General features: G+C 60.4%; 14 protein-coding genes. 8 read left to right on the top strand and 6 right to left on the bottom strand.

All coding sequences use genetic code 11. The annotated features are described in order from the left end of the window. The first annotated feature begins 17 nt into the window (after positions 1 to 17). From HYP802_RS0113100 to HYP802_RS0113090, 3 genes are all read left to right on the top strand, one after another. Positions 18 to 2,036, top strand: a complete 2,019-nt coding sequence (locus HYP802_RS0113100) for a 3-hydroxyacyl-CoA dehydrogenase NAD-binding domain-containing protein (RefSeq protein ID WP_013947818.1) — start codon at positions 18 to 20, stop codon at positions 2,034 to 2,036. 149 nt (positions 2,037 to 2,185) lie between these two features. Beyond that, the gene (locus HYP802_RS0113095; protein WP_024275892.1) at positions 2,186 to 3,487 is read left to right on the top strand and encodes an acetyl-CoA C-acetyltransferase; all 1,302 of its coding nucleotides are present in this window, start codon (positions 2,186 to 2,188) and stop codon (positions 3,485 to 3,487) included. An 85-nt stretch (positions 3,488 to 3,572) separates the two neighbouring features. Next, entirely contained in the window at positions 3,573 to 4,886 is a 1,314-nt protein-coding gene (locus HYP802_RS0113090; protein ID WP_013947816.1) for a cyclopropane-fatty-acyl-phospholipid synthase family protein, read from the top strand. A gap of 100 nt (positions 4,887 to 4,986) precedes the next feature. Here the strand turns inward: HYP802_RS0113090 and HYP802_RS0113085 are convergent, their stop codons facing one another. Together HYP802_RS0113085 and HYP802_RS0113080 are read right to left on the bottom strand one after the other, a co-directional pair. Continuing rightward, complete coding sequence (locus HYP802_RS0113085; RefSeq protein WP_013947815.1) at positions 4,987 to 5,427, bottom strand: MerR family DNA-binding transcriptional regulator; 441 nt, start codon at positions 5,425 to 5,427, stop codon at positions 4,987 to 4,989. Then, the gene (locus tag HYP802_RS0113080; RefSeq protein ID WP_013947814.1) at positions 5,424 to 7,148 is read right to left on the bottom strand and encodes a long-chain fatty acid--CoA ligase; all 1,725 of its coding nucleotides are present in this window, start codon (positions 7,146 to 7,148) and stop codon (positions 5,424 to 5,426) included. Before HYP802_RS0113080 ends, HYP802_RS0113085 begins: the two co-directional genes overlap by 4 nt. A gap of 331 nt (positions 7,149 to 7,479) precedes the next feature. Between HYP802_RS0113080 and HYP802_RS0113075 the strand changes: the two genes are divergently transcribed. The 4 genes from HYP802_RS0113075 (at position 7,480) to HYP802_RS0113055 (ending at position 10,895) form a co-directional block, all read left to right on the top strand. After that, on the top strand, positions 7,480 to 7,749 hold the full coding sequence (locus HYP802_RS0113075) for a phosphopantetheine-binding protein (protein ID WP_013947813.1): 270 nt from the start codon (positions 7,480 to 7,482) through the stop codon (positions 7,747 to 7,749). Between the two features lie 92 nt (positions 7,750 to 7,841). Continuing rightward, positions 7,842 to 9,089: a beta-ketoacyl-[acyl-carrier-protein] synthase family protein gene (locus HYP802_RS0113070; protein WP_013947812.1), complete on the top strand. Its 1,248-nt coding sequence runs from the start codon at positions 7,842 to 7,844 to the stop codon at positions 9,087 to 9,089. Between the two features lie 237 nt (positions 9,090 to 9,326). Continuing rightward, positions 9,327 to 9,707: a cyclophilin-like fold protein gene (locus HYP802_RS0113060; protein WP_013947810.1), complete on the top strand. Its 381-nt coding sequence runs from the start codon at positions 9,327 to 9,329 to the stop codon at positions 9,705 to 9,707. A 51-nt stretch (positions 9,708 to 9,758) separates the two neighbouring features. Then, positions 9,759 to 10,895 (top strand): alpha-hydroxy acid oxidase, encoded by a 1,137-nt coding sequence (locus HYP802_RS0113055; protein WP_024275889.1) that lies wholly within the window; start codon positions 9,759 to 9,761, stop codon positions 10,893 to 10,895. 7 nt (positions 10,896 to 10,902) lie between these two features. On the opposite strand, the gene HYP802_RS0113050 is transcribed toward HYP802_RS0113055, so the two are convergent. After that, positions 10,903 to 12,129, bottom strand: coding sequence for an MFS transporter (locus tag HYP802_RS0113050; RefSeq protein ID WP_013947808.1), 1,227 nt, complete (start codon positions 12,127 to 12,129; stop codon positions 10,903 to 10,905). A 326-nt stretch (positions 12,130 to 12,455) separates the two neighbouring features. On the opposite strand from HYP802_RS0113050, the gene HYP802_RS0113045 reads away from it, so the two are divergent. After that, the gene (locus HYP802_RS0113045; RefSeq protein WP_245261498.1) at positions 12,456 to 14,114 is read left to right on the top strand and encodes an autotransporter outer membrane beta-barrel domain-containing protein; all 1,659 of its coding nucleotides are present in this window, start codon (positions 12,456 to 12,458) and stop codon (positions 14,112 to 14,114) included. 39 nt (positions 14,115 to 14,153) lie between these two features. Here the strand turns inward: HYP802_RS0113045 and HYP802_RS0113040 are convergent, their stop codons facing one another. From HYP802_RS0113040 to HYP802_RS0113030, 3 genes are all read right to left on the bottom strand, one after another. Further along, on the bottom strand, positions 14,154 to 15,128 hold the full coding sequence (locus HYP802_RS0113040) for a substrate-binding domain-containing protein (protein WP_013947806.1): 975 nt from the start codon (positions 15,126 to 15,128) through the stop codon (positions 14,154 to 14,156). Continuing rightward, positions 15,118 to 15,900: a transcriptional initiation protein Tat gene (locus tag HYP802_RS0113035; protein ID WP_013947805.1), complete on the bottom strand. Its 783-nt coding sequence runs from the start codon at positions 15,898 to 15,900 to the stop codon at positions 15,118 to 15,120. Before HYP802_RS0113035 ends, HYP802_RS0113040 begins: the two co-directional genes overlap by 11 nt. Before the next feature lie 63 nt (positions 15,901 to 15,963). Next, positions 15,964 to 16,902, bottom strand: a complete 939-nt coding sequence (locus tag HYP802_RS0113030; RefSeq protein WP_244421040.1) for a c-type cytochrome — start codon at positions 16,900 to 16,902, stop codon at positions 15,964 to 15,966. Positions 16,903 to 17,054: the final 152 nt, after the last annotated feature.

Raw genomic sequence — 17,054 nt, 5'->3', positions numbered from 1 at the left:
TGTTGAGGTGACGAACGATGACGGAATTTGCGGCTGAGCCGAGCATTCTCGATCTCAAGGACTGGCGTTACTGGGGCGACGGCGAGGACATTGCCTGGGCCATTTTCGATCGCGAAGGCGAAAGCATGAATTCGCTCGGCCGCCGTCCGATCGAAGAACTGGCGACGATCATCACGCGGGCTGAAGCCGATGCCGTGTCCAAGAAAATCCGCGGCCTCGTCATCATGTCGGGCAAGGATCGCGGCTTCGTCGTCGGCGCCGACATCCGCGAGTTCGAAACCTTCACCAGCGAGCAGGACGTGATCTCGGCGTTGAAGCCCGTCAACGAACTGTTTGAGCGCATCGAGAAGCTGCCTGTCCCAGTTGTCGCCGCGATCCACGGCGTTTGCGTCGGCGGCGGCCTGGAACTGATCCTCGCCTGCCACTACCGCATCGCCACCCGCGATGATGCAACTCGCGTCGGCTTCCCTGAAGTGAAGCTCGGCATCTTCCCCGGCTTCAACGGCACGGCGCGGTCGATCAAGCAAGCCGGCCCGATGGCCGCGATGCAGGCGATGCTGACGGGCGGCATGATCCGCGCGACCGTCGCGAAGGCGCAGGGCTTCCTCGATCAGCTTGTTGGCAGCCCCGGTGAATTGCACTGGGCGGCACGCAAGGCCGTTCTTCAAAACCGTAAGTCGAAATCCGCGGGCGCTGCGAAGGCGCTGCTGGCGAAATGGCCGGCGCGCGGCTTCCTCGCCGGCAAGATGCGTCAGGAGACGGCAAAGAAAGTCCGCGAGGATCACTATCCCGCGCCGTTCCGCCTGATCGACCTGTTCGAAAAATACGGCGGCGACCTCCAGACCATGAAGCGCGAAGAAACGAAAGCCTTCGCGCCGCTGATGATGTCGGACACATCGAAAAACCTTCGCCGTGTCTTCCGCCTGACCGAACTTCTGAAAGGCCAGGCCCCGCGCGGCCTGAAGTGGCGTCCGAGCCGCGTCCACGTTATCGGCGCGGGCACGATGGGCGCAGACATTGCAGGCGTTTGCGTCGCTTCCGGCATGGAAGTGACGCTGCAGGATATTTCGCCGGATCAGCTCGAAAAGGGTATCAAGGCGCAGGGCAAGCTGTTTGCAAAGAAGTTCAAGACCAAGGCGACGCGCGACGCCGCCAAGGCTCGCCTTATTGCCGATCCGGAAGGCAAGGGCGTCGCCCACGCCGACGTGATCATCGAAGCCATCATCGAGCGGCTCGACATCAAGCAGAAGCTGTTTGCCGATCTCCAAACCAGGATCAAGCCGGGCGCCGTGCTCGCAACGAACACGTCGTCGCTGAAGCTCGAAGACATCGCCGCGCCTCTCAAAGATCCCGGCCGCCTCATCGGCCTGCACTTCTTCTCGCCTGTCGCGCAAATGCCGCTGGTCGAAGTCGTGCGCGGAACGAATACGCGCGACGATGAAGTGAAGAAGGGCGCAGCCTTCGTCACAGCCATCGACAAGTTCCCGCTGATAACGAAAGACGTGCCGGGCTTCCTCGTCAACAAGGTGCTGACGCCGTACATGTTCGCCGCGATGACGCGACTGGAGCAGGGCGAGGACAAGGAGAAGATCGACGAAGCCGCACGCACCTTCGGCATGCCGATGGGACCGATTGAGTTGGCCGATAACGTCGGCCTCGATATCTGCGCCCATGTCGCGAAAATTCTTGGCCAGTCGAGCGAAGGCTCGCGCCTCGATCGCCTCGTGGCGTCCGGCCGTCTCGGCAAAAAAACGGGCGAGGGCTTCTACGTCTGGAAGGACGGCAAACCCGTCAAATCCGACAAGAAATACACCAAAGCCGAACTCGACGCGTTGGGCCGCGAACTCGTCGCGCCGATGATCGACGAAGCCCAGAAGTCGCTTGACGAGGGCGTGGTCGAAAGCGCCGATCTCGTCGATGCCGGCATGATTTTCGGCACCGGCTTCGCGCCCTTCCGCGGCGGCCCGCTGCACTACAAGAAAAACCTCGCCGCAAAAAGCCCGTCGCCCGCGACGCAAGCCGCCGCTGCTGAGTAACGAATTTCCCCACTTGACCCCTCCCACTTGCGGGGAGGGGGGCTGGGGTGGGGGTACCCGACGAACCGCGATACCTCATTCATCGCGAAAATTATCACCCCACCTCTAACCCCTCCCCGTCGAGGGGAGGGGGATTGACGGAGACACTGATGGCAAGAGAACTTCGGCGCGTTGCGGTGATCGGCGGTACTCGCATTCCGTTCTGCCGTTCGAACACGTTTTACGCCGACCAGTCGAACCTCGACATGATGGCGGGCGCATTGAACGGATTGGTCGACCGCTATGGCCTCAAGGGCCAGCACATCGACGAAGTCGTCGGCGGCGCGGTCGTCACGCACTCGAAGGATTTCAACCTCGCGCGCGAAGCGGTGCTCTCGACTAAGCTCGCTCCTTCGACACCTGGCGTCACGCTGATCCAGGCGTGCGGAACGTCGCTGCAATCGGCGCTGATGTCGGCGGCCAAGATCGCAACCGGCGAAATCGAAAGCGCTATTTCCGTCGGCTCCGACACGACGTCGGACGCACCGATCGTCTTCACGAAGAAATTTTCCAAACGCCTCATCGAAGCCCAGCAGGGTAAGTCGGCAATGGACAAGCTCAAGGCCTTCAAAGGCCTGGCGCCTGCCGAGCTTGCGCCGCAGCCACCCGCCGTCTCCGAGCCCCGTACGGGCTTGTCGATGGGTCAGCATTGCGAACTGATGGCGCAGGAATGGCATATTCCGCGCGCCGACCAGGATCAGCTCGCGTTCGAAAGCCACCGGAAGGGCGCCGCCGCCTACGACGAAGGCTACATGGATGACCTCGTCATTCCCTTCGCGGGCGTCTATCGCGACAATAACCTGCGCCCGGACATCACACTCGAAAAGCTCGCATCGCTGAAAAACGCCTTCGAGAAATCGGATCGCGGCACGCTGACGGCCGGTAACTCGACACCGCTGACAGACGGCGCGGCAAGCGTTCTGCTCGCGTCCGAAGAATGGGCGAAAGCGCGCAATCTGCCGATCCAGGCCTACATCACCTACGGGCAGCATGTCGCGAATAATTTCGTCGGCGGCGACGGCCTGCTCATGGCGCCGACCATTGCGGTCTCGAAGATGCTCGACCGGGCAGGCCTCACACTTCAAGATTTCGACTTCTACGAACTGCACGAAGCCTTCGCCGCGCAGGTGCTGTGCACGCTGAAGGCGTGGGAAGATCCCGTTTACTGCAAGCAGCATATGGGCAAGGACGCGCCGCTCGGCTCGATCGACCGCTCGAAGCTCAACGTCAAAGGTTCGTCGCTCGCATTTGGCCACCCGTTCGCCGCGACCGGCGCCCGGATCGTGGCCAACCTCGCTAAGCTGTTGTCGACCAAAGGCGGCCGCGGGCTCATTTCGGTCTGCACGGCTGGCGGCATGGGCGTGACGGCGATCATGGAATCCCCAATGACCATCGAGGCTCAGGCCGCCTGAGGCCCTGAACAGGACGAGTCGGGAAGACTCTCGCGCCCCGATGCGCTATGTCCCTCGCGGTTACTGGCGGCGAGGGAAGGGACGTATGGGCGCGAAAGACGATAGGCAACTCGAAGCGGCGCGCGCGCTCGTTCGCAGTCTGGCGGAGCGTCTGGACGTCGATGGCTGGGTGCGGCTGTGGGACGGCACGCGCCTGCCGCTCAGCAAAGCGCCGCAATCGAACTTCGAAATCTCGATCCGCGACCCTGGCGTGATCGGCGCGATCCTGCGCCGCCCATCGCTCGATTCCATCATTCGCCAATACGTCGAGAAGGGCATCGACTTTTCCGGCGGCACGCTCGTCGATTTCGGCAAGGGCCTACAGGACGGCCGCAAGGGCGTGAAGCTGAAGCCCGGCGAGATCGCGAGCCTCGCACTGAAACTCTCGCCGTTCCTGTTCGCGAAACCATCGGAGGCACGTGACGCACACGGCTTTGAGGGCGAAATTACCGGCAAGAACCGCAAGACCGCCGACAACAAGGCCTACATTCAATTTCACTACGACCTGTCGAACGATTTCTACGCGCTCTTTCTCGATCCCGAGATGGTCTACTCGTGCGCCTACTATACGGATTGGTCGAACGACATCGCACAGGCCCAGCACGACAAGCTGGAGATGATCTGCCGGAAGCTGCGTCTGAAGCCCGGCGACAGAATGCTCGACATCGGCGCGGGCTGGGGTGGCCTGCTGTGTCATGCCGTGCAGAACTTCGGCGTCACCGCACATGGCGTGACGCTTTCGGAAGAGCAGCTTGCGTTCGCACGTGACAAGGCCAAGCGTCTCGGCATTGCCGACCGCGTGACGTTCGAACTGTCGGACTATTCGAAGCTGACCGGCAAGTTCGACAAGATCGCCTCCATCGGCATGTACGAGCATATCGGACTTAAGAACATCCCGACGTATATGCAGAAGGTGCGCTCGCTTTTGAGCGACGACGGCCTGTTCCTCAATCATGCCATTTCGCGCCGTGCGCCGAAGCACAAGCCGGGCTTCTTCAAAGGTCGCATGCGACCGGAGAAGAAGGCCATCGCCAAATACATCTTTCCCGGCGGCGAACTGGACGACATCGGCCACTCGATCTCCGCCATGGAGCGCGCGGGCTTCGAAGTGCACGACGTCGAAGGCTGGCGGCTGCATTACGCGCGCACGTGCCAGCTCTGGTGCGAGCGCCTGACGGAAAACAAGGACCAGGCGATTCAGTACGTGGGTGAAGAGAAGTATCGTATCTGGGTCGCGTATCTCGCAGGCGTCAGCCTCGCGTTTTCGCGCGGCACGCTGCGGCTGTTCCAGACGCTCGCGTCGAAGTCAGCGAAACGCACGCCCATGCTCCCGCCAACCCGTGCGGACCTTTATCGCTAGCGCCGCGGGCTCGGTAGCTCCGCAACCAATCCATCGGGCATCCGCACGAGCGTCGGAATGCATCATCGGCCTAAACCAGGCCACCCGCGACAACGAGAATCTAACGCTCGCGCGCTTTCAGGTGCGCATCGCAACGCGCGCGGATTTCGTTGAGATCGGCCAGCGACCGCTCGATGTCGCGCCGTTTTGTCTCAAGATCGTCGATCGCGGCCGTCACCTTGTCGAGCAGCAATCGCGTCTGCGCCAATTGCGCAGGATCGGAATCGTAAAGCGACAGATATTCGCTGACGTCTTCAACAGTGAACCCGAGGTTTCGACCGCGCAGGATAAGAATAAGCCGCGCCCGGTCGCGCTTGGAATATTTCCGCGTCGTGCCGATCCGCTGCGGTGAGATCAAGCCGCGGCTCTCGTAAAAGCGGATGGTGCGCGTCGTGATTCCGAATTCCTTCGCCAGCGCCGAAATCGAATAGGCCGTGGCATCGCGCGGCTTCTCGCGTTGGGGCGCTTCGGGGCGCGCGAGCGGAGCGGTTTTGACCGTCATGCCGATTTGCCGCGCTGGGCTTCCTCGGCGGTCAACTCTTTCTTGGACAGCTTGCCGATCATGGTCTTCGGCAGGCTGTCGCGGAACTCAATAGCCGCTGGCATTTCGATCTTCGAGATTTTGGCTTTCAGGAATTCGAGCATCTCCGGTGCCGTCGCCGTCATACCGGCCTTCAATTTGACGAACGCCTTCGGCGCTTCGCCGCGGTAGGGGTCGGGAACGCCGATGACGGTCACTTCTTCGACGGCCGGGTGCGCATAAATCGCCTCCTCCACGCGCCGCGGATAAACGTTGAAGCCCGAGCAGATGATGAGATCCTTGATGCGGTCGACGATGGCGAAATAGCCGTTCTCGTCCATCACCGCGACGTCGCCGGTTCGCAAAAAGTCGCCGACGAACTGCTTCGCGGTTTCCTCCGGGCGCTTCCAGTAGCCCTTCATGACCTGCGGCCCTTTGGCGCAAAGTTCGCCGCGCTCGCCCTGCGCAACCTCTTTCGTCGGGTCATCCAGACTTCGCAGCGAAATCATGGTGCCTGGAAGCGGCATGCCGATGGAGCCCGAAACCGGCTCGCCGTCCAGCGGATTGGCCGTCAGGACCGGCGACGTCTCGGAAAGCCCGTAGCCTTCCACGACCTTTGTCGAGCCGGCCGCCATCGCCTCGAATTTGAGTTTCGTCTCAAGCGGCAGCGGTGCGCCGCCCGAAAGGCAGAATTTGAGCGACGAAAGATTGTACGATTTGATGTGCTCGAAATTGAGCATCGCCGTCAGAATCGTCGGCACGACTGGCATCATCGTCGGCTTTTCGCTGTTGATCAGCTTCAGCGTCTCGATCAGCTGGAAGCGGGGAATGAGCACGATTTTCGCTGCCAGCTCGATGCCGACCGTCATGACGACCGTCATGGCGAACACGTGAAACAGCGGCAGGGCGCCCAGCACGCACTCCTCGCCGGGCTTCAGGACCGTGCCCCAGGCCACGACCTGCTTCGTATTGGCGACGATGTTGGCGTGCGTGAGCATGGCGCCCTTGGGCGTGCCGGTCGTGCCGCCGGTGTACTGCAGAACGGCGATATCATTGTCGGGATCGATGGCAACCGACGAAAACGGAGTTCGCGTCGCGGCCAGCTCGAGGCCATCGACCACCCGCGCCGCACTTGGCGAGCGTGTGACGTTGGCGATGTCCTTGCGCTTGAAAATCCGGAACAGCACAGATTTCAGCGGCGAAAGCACGCTGGCGAACGGCACGACGACGGCGCGCGAAATGACGCTCGCCTGCAGCAAAGCCTCGATCTTGGTGAACAGCAGAGCCAGATCATGGGTAACCATGATCTCCGTCTCGCTGTCCCTGGCCTGGAACGTCAGCTCTTCGACAGTATAAAGAGGATTGAAGTTGACGACGGTTCCACCCGCTTTGAGTATCCCAAAATAATACACAATAAAAGTCGGGGTATTTGGCAGAAAAAGCCCGACTTTGGTGCCCCGTTTTACTCCGATCCGTTGCAAGCCGGCAGCCACACGGTCGACCTCGGCCGCTAGATCCGAATAGGACGTGGAGCGGCCCAGAAAGCCGATAGCGGGGTTTTGCGGATAGCGGGCAGCAGCCTCGTCCAGCAGTCCGGGCACGGTCCCCTTGGGGATTGGCATGCGCCAATCGATGCCTGCCGGGTAATGATCGACCCACCGGGGCGACATCTGGGACACAGGTGAGGTGGCTTCTGCTGTCATGGTCTGTCCGGTCACTCGATTTTATTTTATCCGGATCGCGTTGACCTTCGCTGAAGATGTCTTAAACCGTGCAGTAACCAGCAAGGGACGCGCGAATATTAGACAATTTTCGGCGGCCAACGCTAGCGCTTGATCGCTCATGTAAACACCTGTCGATGAGGCAGCGAGCGGTCGAGGTCGGCGACGAGGGGGCAAGCGCGACGGTCCGTACCTAGACTTCGCGGTTGTTTAAGGATAAGTGACCCCCCCGCTTGCTGATCAAGGGCTCTTGATTTAGTAGATGCCAAGCAAAACTGGCCCGTCGCAGGGATTGCGAGGGTGGGAGAGGCCGATGGACGAAGTCGCGACTAAGGTTATTGAAATCCTCAAGAAGCATATGAAGGAGCCGCGCGACGATATCTCGCTCGACACCCAGCTTACAGATCTCAAGATCGAGTCACTTGATCTTGCTATGATCGTTTTCGACATTGAAGATGGCTTCGGGATTGAGATCCCATACAACGCCAATGAAGAAGTCGAAGCGTTCAAGACTGTCGGCTCAGTCGTTGATCGCGTGAAGTCGTTGATTGCCGAAAAGCAGGCTTCCGCAGCCAAGGCTTGATGGCCGCGAGCGATCTTCTGTCGAAATTAAATATGTGAAGGCCGGAACCCCCTACGGGGGGTTTCCGCGCATTCGCTAGGCAAGAAAGATTGATGATGTCGAATAGTAAGCCGGGACGCCGTGTCGTCGTCACGGGTCTCGGAGTCGTAACTCCGATCGGGCAGAACGTTCCCGATTTCTGGGCTGGCATTAAGGCCGGCAAATCGGGTGTCAGTGAACTGGAAGGCTTTCCAGTCGACGATCTCAAAATTCTGATCGCCGCTCAGATCAAAGGATTCGATCCCAAGCAGCGCCTGAAGCACTTCAAGCGCGACCGGATCATCACCCTCGCTGACCGCTATTCCTGGTTCGCCGCCGCTGCTGCGGATGAAGCCGTGAAGATGGCAGGCCTCGAAATGCCGCTCGTCGATCCGTATCGCGCGGCGTGCATCATCGGTTCGGGTGCCGGCGGTCTGACGACGTTTGAGACCGCCTATCGCGATCTCTTCATTCACAACAAGCGCGCAACGCACCCGCTGACGCTTCTGCGTATCATCGGTTCGTCGGCTGCGGCCCACGTTGGCATCGAATTCGGCGTCAAAGGTCCGACATTCGCAACCTGCTCGGCCTGCTCGACAGCAACGCACGCCATCGGCATCGGCCGCGATTACATTCGTGACGGCATGGTCGACGTCGCACTCGTCGGAGCGTCCGAATCCGTCATCAACTACGGCACGATGAAAGCCTGGCAGGCGCTGCACGTGCTCTCCCCCGAAGGCTGCTTCCCGTTCGCGAAGAAGCGTAACGGTACGGTTCTCGCCGATGGCGCGGGCGTTCTCGTGCTCGAAAGCCTCGAACATGCCCAGGCCCGCGGCGCGACGATCCTCGCCGAACTCTGCGGCTATGGCATGGCGTCCGACAGCCAGGACATGGTGAAGCCGACCGTCGAAGGCCCGAGCGTTGCCATGAAGGATGCGCTCGCAGATGCCGGCATCACGCCCGAGCAGATTGACTATCTGAACGCGCACGGCACGGCGACCGCCGACAACGATCTCAACGAGACGAAGGCGATCAAGAACGTCTTCGGCGATTACGCCTACAAGCTCGCCATTTCGTCGACGAAGTCGATGCACGGCCATCCGCTCGGTGCGGGCGGCGGTATCGAAGCCGTCGCGACGATCATGGCGATGCGCGAAAACTGGGCGCCGCCGACTATTGGTCTCGATGAGCCCGGCGAAGGCTGCGATCTCGACTATATCCCGAACGTCGGCCGCGAAATGAAGCTCGGCTATACGATGTCGAACTCGCTCGCGTTCGGCGGCTTGAACACCTCGCTGGTGTTCGGACCCGCGCCGAAGTGATCGCATTGCAATTCGGCCGTTGCCAAATGACGTCAGGCGCGGCCGTCTTTCGCAATCGCAATAACCACATTGCGCTGCGCAAACGGCAGATCCTGCGCGATTTTCATGCGCGCAGGACATTATGTTCGCTTTCGAGACCCGTAAAAAGCTTGATGGCGACGGTTCTCGATGAGAGACTTCCCCATTGCGGCCGTATTCTCGTCCCGGTCGCGAAGCGCTGATCGGGATTTGTGCGGTATGCGAAAGATCGTGATCCGGGCCGGGAGTGTTGCCATTCGCGCAAGGCTGCTCGACACGCCCACCGCCGAACGGATATGGGCCGCACTGCCCATCGAGTCTGCGGCGCGGACTTGGGGCGGCGAAATCTATTTCGACGCTCCGGTCAGTTCAGCAGCCGAGCCTGATGCCCGTGTCACCGTCAAAGCCGGTGACATTGTTTTTTGGCCGGAAGGCGACGCAATTTCTATCGGCTTCGGTCCAACGCCGCTATCGCGGACACGCGGTGAAATCCGTTTAGCCGGACCCTGCAATGTCTGGGCGGAAGCGCTTGATGATGTCCGTCAGCTTAAGTCGGTACATTCCGGCGTCGTCATCTCCGTCAGCGAAGCCGAATGCTGACGCCGCTATTCCTCGTGAGTTGCTGACGTGCTCCGGTCTGGTTCCGCGATTTTGCGATCGGTTGCCTGCATCGACGATCTCCGGCGCTTGGCGCACCAGCGCGTTCCGAGCGACTTCATGGGTTATTACGAATCGGGCTCGTATTCCGAAACGACGCTCGCCGCTAATCTTCGCGATCTTCAGAACATCAAGATCCGCCAGCGCGTCTTGGCGGGCGCTGCCAATCGCAATCAAATCCAGACGGTGCTCGGTGAGACGCAGCCTTTGCCGCTCGTGTTGGGGCCGGTTGGCCTCAGCGGCATGGCCTATCGTGACGGCGAGATCGCTGCGGCACGGGCCGCCGAGAAGGCTGGTATTCCCTACACGCTGAGCACGCTCTCGATCTGCTCCATTGAAGACGTGGCCGAAGCCGTGTCGAAGCCGTTCTGGTTTCAGCTCTACTTCATGAAGGATCGCGGCTTCGTCGCCGATCTCATTGCGCGTGCGCGTAAGGCGAATTGCAGCGCATTGGTTTTGACGGTCGATCTTCAGGTGCTCGGCCAACGTCATCGCGACGTGCGCAGCGGCATGACCGTTCCACCACGCATCAAGCTCAGCACGATTGGTCGCATCGCGTCGAAACCCGCCTGGATCGCGAACGTGCTGATGGGCAAGCGCAAGACCTTCGGCAACGTCGCCGGGCGCATTCCCGGCACCGAAAATCTTCTCTCCTACATGGACTGGATCAACAGCCAGTTCGACCAAGCGCTGTCGTGGGACGACGTCGCCTGGATTCGTGAGCAATGGCCCGGCAAGCTCATCATCAAAAGCATCATGGACGCCGACGATGCGCGGATGGCCGTCAAAAGCGGTGCGTCGGCGATCGTCGTTTCCAACCACGGTGGCCGCCAGCTCGATGGCGCGGCCTCGTCGATCTCGATGTTGCCGCGCATCATCGATGCCGTCGGCGACGACGTGGAAGTGCATTTCGATGGCGGCATTCGCTCCGGCCAGGACGTGTTCCGCGCCCTCGCTCTTGGTGCTCGCGCATGTTGGCTGGGCCGCAGCTATCTTTATGGGCTTTGCGCGGCAGGCGAAACAGGTGTGACCAAAGCTATTGATCTCATCGCCAAGGAACTCGATGTCACGATGGCGCTTGCGGGTGTTCGCACCATCGACCAGATCTCGCGTGATTGTCTCGAAAACTGATTGACCGTCATTCCAGGCGCTGCAGGTTGCGCAGCACGGGAAAGAGCTTCATCCAGACCAGCGCCACCGCAATCGTACCGAGCCCGCCGAGAACGGCCGCGGGGACCGCGCCGAGCAAAGCCGCCGTCATTCCGCTCTCGAATTCACCCAGCTGGTTCGAGGCGTTGATGAACAGGAAGTTTACCGCACCCACGCGCCCGCGCATGTCGTCGGGTGTTGCCAGCTGCACCAGCGACACGCGAATGACGACGCTGATCGTATCGGCCGCACCCATCACGGCGAGGGCGAGAACCGATAGCCAAACCTCCTTCGAAAGCGCGAACACGACGGTCGCAATCCCGAACACGATCACAGCTTGGAACATGCGCATACCGACGTGCTTTGTAATCGCATAGTGCGCCAGAATGCCGGTCATCATTAATGCGCCGACGGCCTGCGCACCGCGCAGCATGCCGAGGCCCCACGGTCCGGTGTGCAGGATGTCGCGCGCATAAATCGGCAGCAATGCCGACGCGCCGCCCAGTAACACCGCGAAGAGATCGAGCGAGATCGTGCCAAGGATCGCCGGATTGTTTCTGACGAAATGCGCCCCAGCAAACAGCGCGCCGGCGGTCGGCGATTCGCGCGGCGCGACCGGCCGGTCGAGTACGATGGCGCCATTAAGCACTGACGCAACAATCCAGAACACGGTCATGATGACGTAAGGCACGGCAGGCGAAATGCCATAGGCGAGGCCGCCGATTGCGGGGCCGCTGATCGCCGCGAACTGAAAAACGCCGGTCGAGAGCGCCGTCGCCTTCTGCAGTAAGCCGTTCGGCGCAACGCCCGGAAGCAGCGCCGCCGTCGCTGGACTTTCGAATGCGCCCGCGACGCCGAACACGGCGACAGCCACGAAGATCTGCGGCACCGTAATCCAGCCCTGGTAGCTGCCCCAAGCCAGAAAAACCGCCGCCGTCGCCTCGACGATCTGGCAAAGCTGAATGACGCGCTTGCGGTCGTACCGGTCGGAAGCGTGCCCGGCCACGAACACCAGAATGGCCGTCGGCAGGAACTGCACGAGGCCGACCATGCCGAGGTCGAATGCGCTGCTCGTCAGCGCATAGACCTGCCAGCCGACCGCAACGGTCAAAATCTGCGAAGCGAATTTCGAAAAACCGCGCCCCCACAGGAAGTACTGCAGCGGCGAATGGCGCCAAAGCGTTTGCGGTTCGGTTTGCGAGGATTGCGTGTCCATCAGGCGGCGGGTGCCGTCTCCTTAAAGCGGATTGCCGCTGTTTGCCCAAACCGAAACGCGCGAGCCATCGCCGACGTTTCGGAGCCGCTTCTGGAAGGCAAATACGGCCGATTTGTTGAGGTATCAAATGGGCGTGGGCGGATTGTATTTATCCAAATCTTCTATGGGCTTGCGTGGCGAACATGCACCAAAGACTCAATAATCCACAGTCTCCCGCACCGAGCCTTAGAGCAATGTGCCGAATCGGCTAACTGAACATAGGTCAGGAGCGTCTGGACGTCGATGCGCCCGACAATTGGAATACCGAAATTGGAATGATGACGCAGATGGCAGATCGGACAAGTGGCGCCTCTTTCTCTCGGACGCCGCGCCTGCCGCGGTCCCTGTCACTCCCCGCTGCCGCAGTTGTGCCCTTCCTCACGCTGGCAATGCTGCCCGCGACTGCTTCTGCGCAGAACCTCATCCAAAACCCAGGCTTCGAAGACCTCGCGTCTCCACCGTATATGGTTCCTTCTCCATGGGTGGTCGAAAGCGGCCTCGTCGATATTTGGCCTGACGGCCAGGATGGTATCCGGGCTCACAGCGGCAGCTATTTCGCCAATCCTTGGAGCGGTGGCGGCGTCCTCACGCAGGATGTCTCCCTGACCAAAAGCGGCAAATACCAGTTCCAGTTCTATTATGCGGTCCAGGCGGGCCAGACGTGGGCACTGACAGCCAAGGTTGACGGTATTACGGTCTTCACAAAATCGGACATCACCAACACGACGATGGAAAGCGCGACGTCAGTGGTGAAACTGAATGCCGGTTCAGTTCAGGTGTTGTTCGACGCTGTAGCCATTAGTGGTTACGAATTCGCCATCGACGATGTGAGTCTGATCTACCTCGGACCGGATGCGCTGTCTTTCGCATCCCTCAACCGCAATCAGACCGCCATCGTCACCTCTATCAATTCGGCGATGGAAGCGGGTGCAGTTCCGGCGGTTACCGATGCATTGGCGAGCGCGCCGGATCAGCAATCGCTGGCCGTCGCCCTCAATCAATTGTCGCCTGAGATCTATAACTACGGCCTGATCGAAACGCTCTACGGCAGCCAGCAGTTCGCCAACGATCTGATGAGCTGCAAGGTCGCCGGGCAGCAGGGCGTGTCAATCGCGCGCGAAGGCCAGTGTCTGTGGGTCCGTGCCCGTGCGCGCTTCTCCGATTTCGACCGCACATCCGAAGACATCGGCGCGCATGCGACGACGGGCTCGTTCTCTGCAGGCGGTCAGATTGCACTCGCGCCGGATTGGCGGCTCGGTTTCGCTGCCGGCTACGATAGCGTTTCCCTTTCGAGCGGTGTCGCAACGAGCGAAGGCGACCGCGCCAACGTCGGCGGCATCATCAAATACAATCCTGGCCAGTGGCTGTTTGCAGCGGGCGTTACGGGCGGCTGGAGCACTTCTGACACCGACCGTACCATGCTGTTCGGTGACTTCAGCAGCGCGGCGCATTCCAAAAACGATATCAACTACGTGTCGGGCCAGTTGCACGCTGGCTATTCTTTCCAACACGACAACTATTATGTGAAGCCGCTGGTCGATGCAGCGATCACCAATGTCTCGCTCAATGGCTTCACGGAAAATGACGGCAGCGGAGCGGCGCTGGCGGTTGCTGGAAAAAGCGATACGGTTGTCAGCGTGTCGCCGGGCATCGAATTCGGCAGCGAGAAGAACGTCCACGATTTCGTAACGATCCGTCCGTTCGTAAGGGCCGGTCTGACGTGGCAGGACACGGATCAGTTTCTTCTCAGCGCCAATTTTGCCGACGCGCCAGACGTTGCTGGCTTCACGACGGCCACCAAGCTCGATACACTCTTTGCGGATGTGAGCGCTGGCGTTGATCTCATCAATATGCACGGCGCAACGCTGAGCCTGCAGTACGACGGCCATTACGCCGAAGATACGAGCCTCAGCAGCATCAGCGTCAAAGGCAGTGCGCGGTTTTAAGCGCACTGCCTTCAATGTCCTGACGCTCAATGCCTCCGCTCAAGCAGGCGTGAAGCCGTACTTTTCGAAAATCTTCAGTGCCGAAGGTGAGTGGATAAAGTCGAGCCACATCTTGGCCGCTTCCGGGTGGGCGGCGCCCTTGACCATCGCTCCGGCGTAAGTCGCAGTTGTGTTCTGATCCGCCGGAATGACGACGTTCGTAATCGGGTTTCCGACCTGCTCCTGGAACATCGCTTCCGACAGCCACGTCACTCCGGCATCGACGTGACCCTGCATCAGGAACAGTGGCGTCTGCCGGTGATGGATGTGCGTTAAAATCGTGCCGCCGTCGGCGACCTTCGTTTCGTAGACTTCCTTTTCGAGCGCCTCGCCGCCAGCTTTTTTCAGAGACGCCTTGATCTGCCGCGCCACGCCCTCGAATTCCGGGTTCGGCATTGCAATACGCAGGCCGGCCCGGCCGAGATCCGCAAGCCCAGAGACGTGTCCAGGATTGTCCTTGGGGACCATGATCGTCAGCGTGTTCTTGACGTAAGGAACCGGAGGACCCGCCAGCGTGCCGTCATCGACGAGCCGCTTGACGGCAACAAGTCCGGCGAAATACGCATCCGGTTTTGCAGTCCACGTCATGTTTCCCGAGGTTACGACGCCGTGCGCCTTGATTTGATGCACGAGAAGCCCCGGCGGCAGCGTCTCCCAATAGATCCGGCCTTTGAATTCCGGATGCGCTTTCTCGAACTCATCCACCAGTGGCGCCATGGCGAAGAAGTAGTTGCCGCCGACGTAGAGCACGAGCTTGGGATCGGTGACGCTGCCGTGGAAATCAGCAAGGTTATCGACCTGCGGTACGGTGAATTCGAAGCCGCGGTCGGTCGCGTCGTTGTTGAAGCCGTGCTGCCAAGGCGGGAAAATATTCGGCGCGTTTTGCTCGGCGCTCTGTGCTGAAATTGCTCCCAGAGTCACTGTTCCGGCGATGGCCGCGCCGAAAACCGCTTTAACGATGGAATTAGCGCGCATAGTGGAACCCCGCCTGCTGCAGTTCAGGAAGTGTCGCGACGGCGCCGGGAATCAGAACCACGCCGGGGATCAGATGGTTCGTTAGCTCGGCTGCGAGCGCATCGACTTCAAGCTTGTCGGGATTGACGCCTTTTTCGTGCAGCTTGGTCGCCTGCTCCCAGATGGCGTTGTGGCACGACATGAAAACGGCGCCGCGCCTTTGCAGGGCCGGGATCGAGTTGTTCAGCGGGGAGAACACGCCCGTCGGGCTTTCATAGTCGGCAGGATTGGCGGACGCTGCAGGCTTATCGACGATCAGTGTATTCTTCTCGAAGCCTTTGCCGACGATCTTCGCAAACTGATATTTGTCCCACATCGCCTGATCGTAGAGCGCGTAATGCGCCGAGCCGTGCGTTGCTGAAACGACCAGAAAATCCGGATGCTTGAATGACCAGATCTGCGCATTGATGGAATTGCGCATCACATTGAGCCAAGGGCCTGCGATGTCCGTCACGTCCCAGGCCTGCTTGGTGACGGGCTTGTAGGCGAGGACTTCCTTCAGAGCCTCGTCATCCCATTGATCGGAATGATCGAGAATCATCGGCACGGTTTTGAAGTCACGGCGGCGCGGTGTTTTGGCGAGCCTGTCGGTGAGGTCTGCGAGAGCCGACGCGCCCGCTGGAATGTCATGGGCTGCAGCGGCGTCGGCTTCGCGTGTGAAGCCTCCGACTGAGGCCGCAGCTAGCGCCAGGCCGAATGCCTGTAACGCCTGTCGTCTGCCGGTCATGGTCATTTTCAACTCCGGGTCTTCATGTGAGGCCACTCGGAGCGCGAACGCGCCGAAGGGCTGGGGGAGCTAGTGCTTCGCGTCGTCCTTGAGCTTTTTGTCGGCGTCGATGATCGGCCCGAACGGCCCAAGCTTGTGCTCGCTCTCCGGCAGATCGTCCGCATAAGGCCCATATGGCGTGTCGATAGGCTTCTGCAGCCGGTTCGGGAAGTCGCGACCGAGATGCGCTTTTTGCGGCCGAGGTTGCGTGTCGATGTAGGCGGCGACGTCCCACGCATCCTCAGGCTTCAGCGTTGGATTTTTCCACGTCGTACCCGCCGGCATATTGTTGTGAATGAAGTTGGCGGCGTCGATCAGCCTGTCCATGCCGGCGCCGTCGTTGTAGCTGTCAGGCCCCCAGAGCGGCGGGAAGATATAGCCCTTTGCATCGCCGACTTTGCCGACGCGCTGGCCCAGGCCGTCGGCGCCGTGACAAGCGGCGCACATGTTCGCGTAGATCGTCTTGCCGCGGACGGGATCGGCGGCGCGATTGAGTTCGGGCATAGCGCCGGTGCCGCGCCCGAACGTTTTTGCGCCAACCGGAATGCCATCTGACAAAAACCTCAGATAGGAGAGCATGGCGATCATTTCCGGTCCGTCCTCGGGAAGAGCTTTGCCGTTCATGCTGCGCTGCATACAGCCTTGAATGCGATCTTCCATCGAGCCGACGCTGCCCGACCGCTTTCGATAATTCGGAAAATCGGCATAAACGCCGACCAGTGCCAATCCGAACTGCTTAGTGCCGGCATTGATATGGCAGCTTTGGCAATTGAGGTTGTTGCCGGCGAAACGGTGCGCCGGATCTTTGACTTCGGGGCCGATTAGCGAGGATGTTTTGGCGATGAGATCGCGACCATAACGTACGGTGCGGCCCCAATCATTATCCGGCAGCTTGTCGATGTCCGGTACGACCCAAGGCGTTTGATGGTCCTTGGTTGGCGCAGGCGCCGCGCTGTCGGCGCGGCACATCTGCGATGTCGATAGAGCGATGAGCACCGCTACGAGGCCCAAAACTGCGTTGCTGGAACGGGGCATGTCGAAAAGTCCCAAAATGGCCATTGGAGTGAGCACCAACCGTGAGAGATGACACCTGCGCTGTCAGAAAGATCGGCGATTATTCC

It is taken from the genome of Hyphomicrobium sp. 802 (assembly GCF_000526135.1).
Classification (GTDB): Bacteria; Pseudomonadota; Alphaproteobacteria; order Rhizobiales; family Hyphomicrobiaceae; genus Hyphomicrobium_B.
This window is presented reverse-complemented; position numbering and strand designations above follow the sequence as displayed.

Excerpts from the sequence above, each read along its gene's own strand:
- HYP802_RS0113100 (WP_013947818.1), top strand. The coding sequence starts at position 18 with ATGACGGAATTTGCGGCTGAGCCGAGCATTCTCGATCTCAAGGACTGG.
- HYP802_RS0113095 (WP_024275892.1), top strand. The coding sequence starts at position 2,186 with ATGGCAAGAGAACTTCGGCGCGTTGCGGTGATCGGCGGTACTCGCATT.
- HYP802_RS0113090 (WP_013947816.1), top strand. The coding sequence starts at position 3,573 with ATGGGCGCGAAAGACGATAGGCAACTCGAAGCGGCGCGCGCGCTCGTT.
- HYP802_RS0113085 (WP_013947815.1), bottom strand. The coding sequence starts at position 5,427 with ATGACGGTCAAAACCGCTCCGCTCGCGCGCCCCGAAGCGCCCCAACGC.
- HYP802_RS0113080 (WP_013947814.1), bottom strand. The coding sequence starts at position 7,148 with ATGACAGCAGAAGCCACCTCACCTGTGTCCCAGATGTCGCCCCGGTGG.
- HYP802_RS0113075 (WP_013947813.1), top strand. The coding sequence starts at position 7,480 with ATGGACGAAGTCGCGACTAAGGTTATTGAAATCCTCAAGAAGCATATG.
- HYP802_RS0113070 (WP_013947812.1), top strand. The coding sequence starts at position 7,842 with ATGATGTCGAATAGTAAGCCGGGACGCCGTGTCGTCGTCACGGGTCTC.
- HYP802_RS0113060 (WP_013947810.1), top strand. The coding sequence starts at position 9,327 with ATGCGAAAGATCGTGATCCGGGCCGGGAGTGTTGCCATTCGCGCAAGG.
- HYP802_RS0113050 (WP_013947808.1), bottom strand. The coding sequence starts at position 12,129 with ATGGACACGCAATCCTCGCAAACCGAACCGCAAACGCTTTGGCGCCAT.
- HYP802_RS0113045 (WP_245261498.1), top strand. The coding sequence starts at position 12,456 with ATGGCAGATCGGACAAGTGGCGCCTCTTTCTCTCGGACGCCGCGCCTG.
- HYP802_RS0113040 (WP_013947806.1), bottom strand. The coding sequence starts at position 15,128 with ATGCGCGCTAATTCCATCGTTAAAGCGGTTTTCGGCGCGGCCATCGCC.
- HYP802_RS0113035 (WP_013947805.1), bottom strand. The coding sequence starts at position 15,900 with ATGACCATGACCGGCAGACGACAGGCGTTACAGGCATTCGGCCTGGCG.
- HYP802_RS0113030 (WP_244421040.1), bottom strand. The coding sequence starts at position 16,902 with ATGTGCCGCGCCGACAGCGCGGCGCCTGCGCCAACCAAGGACCATCAA.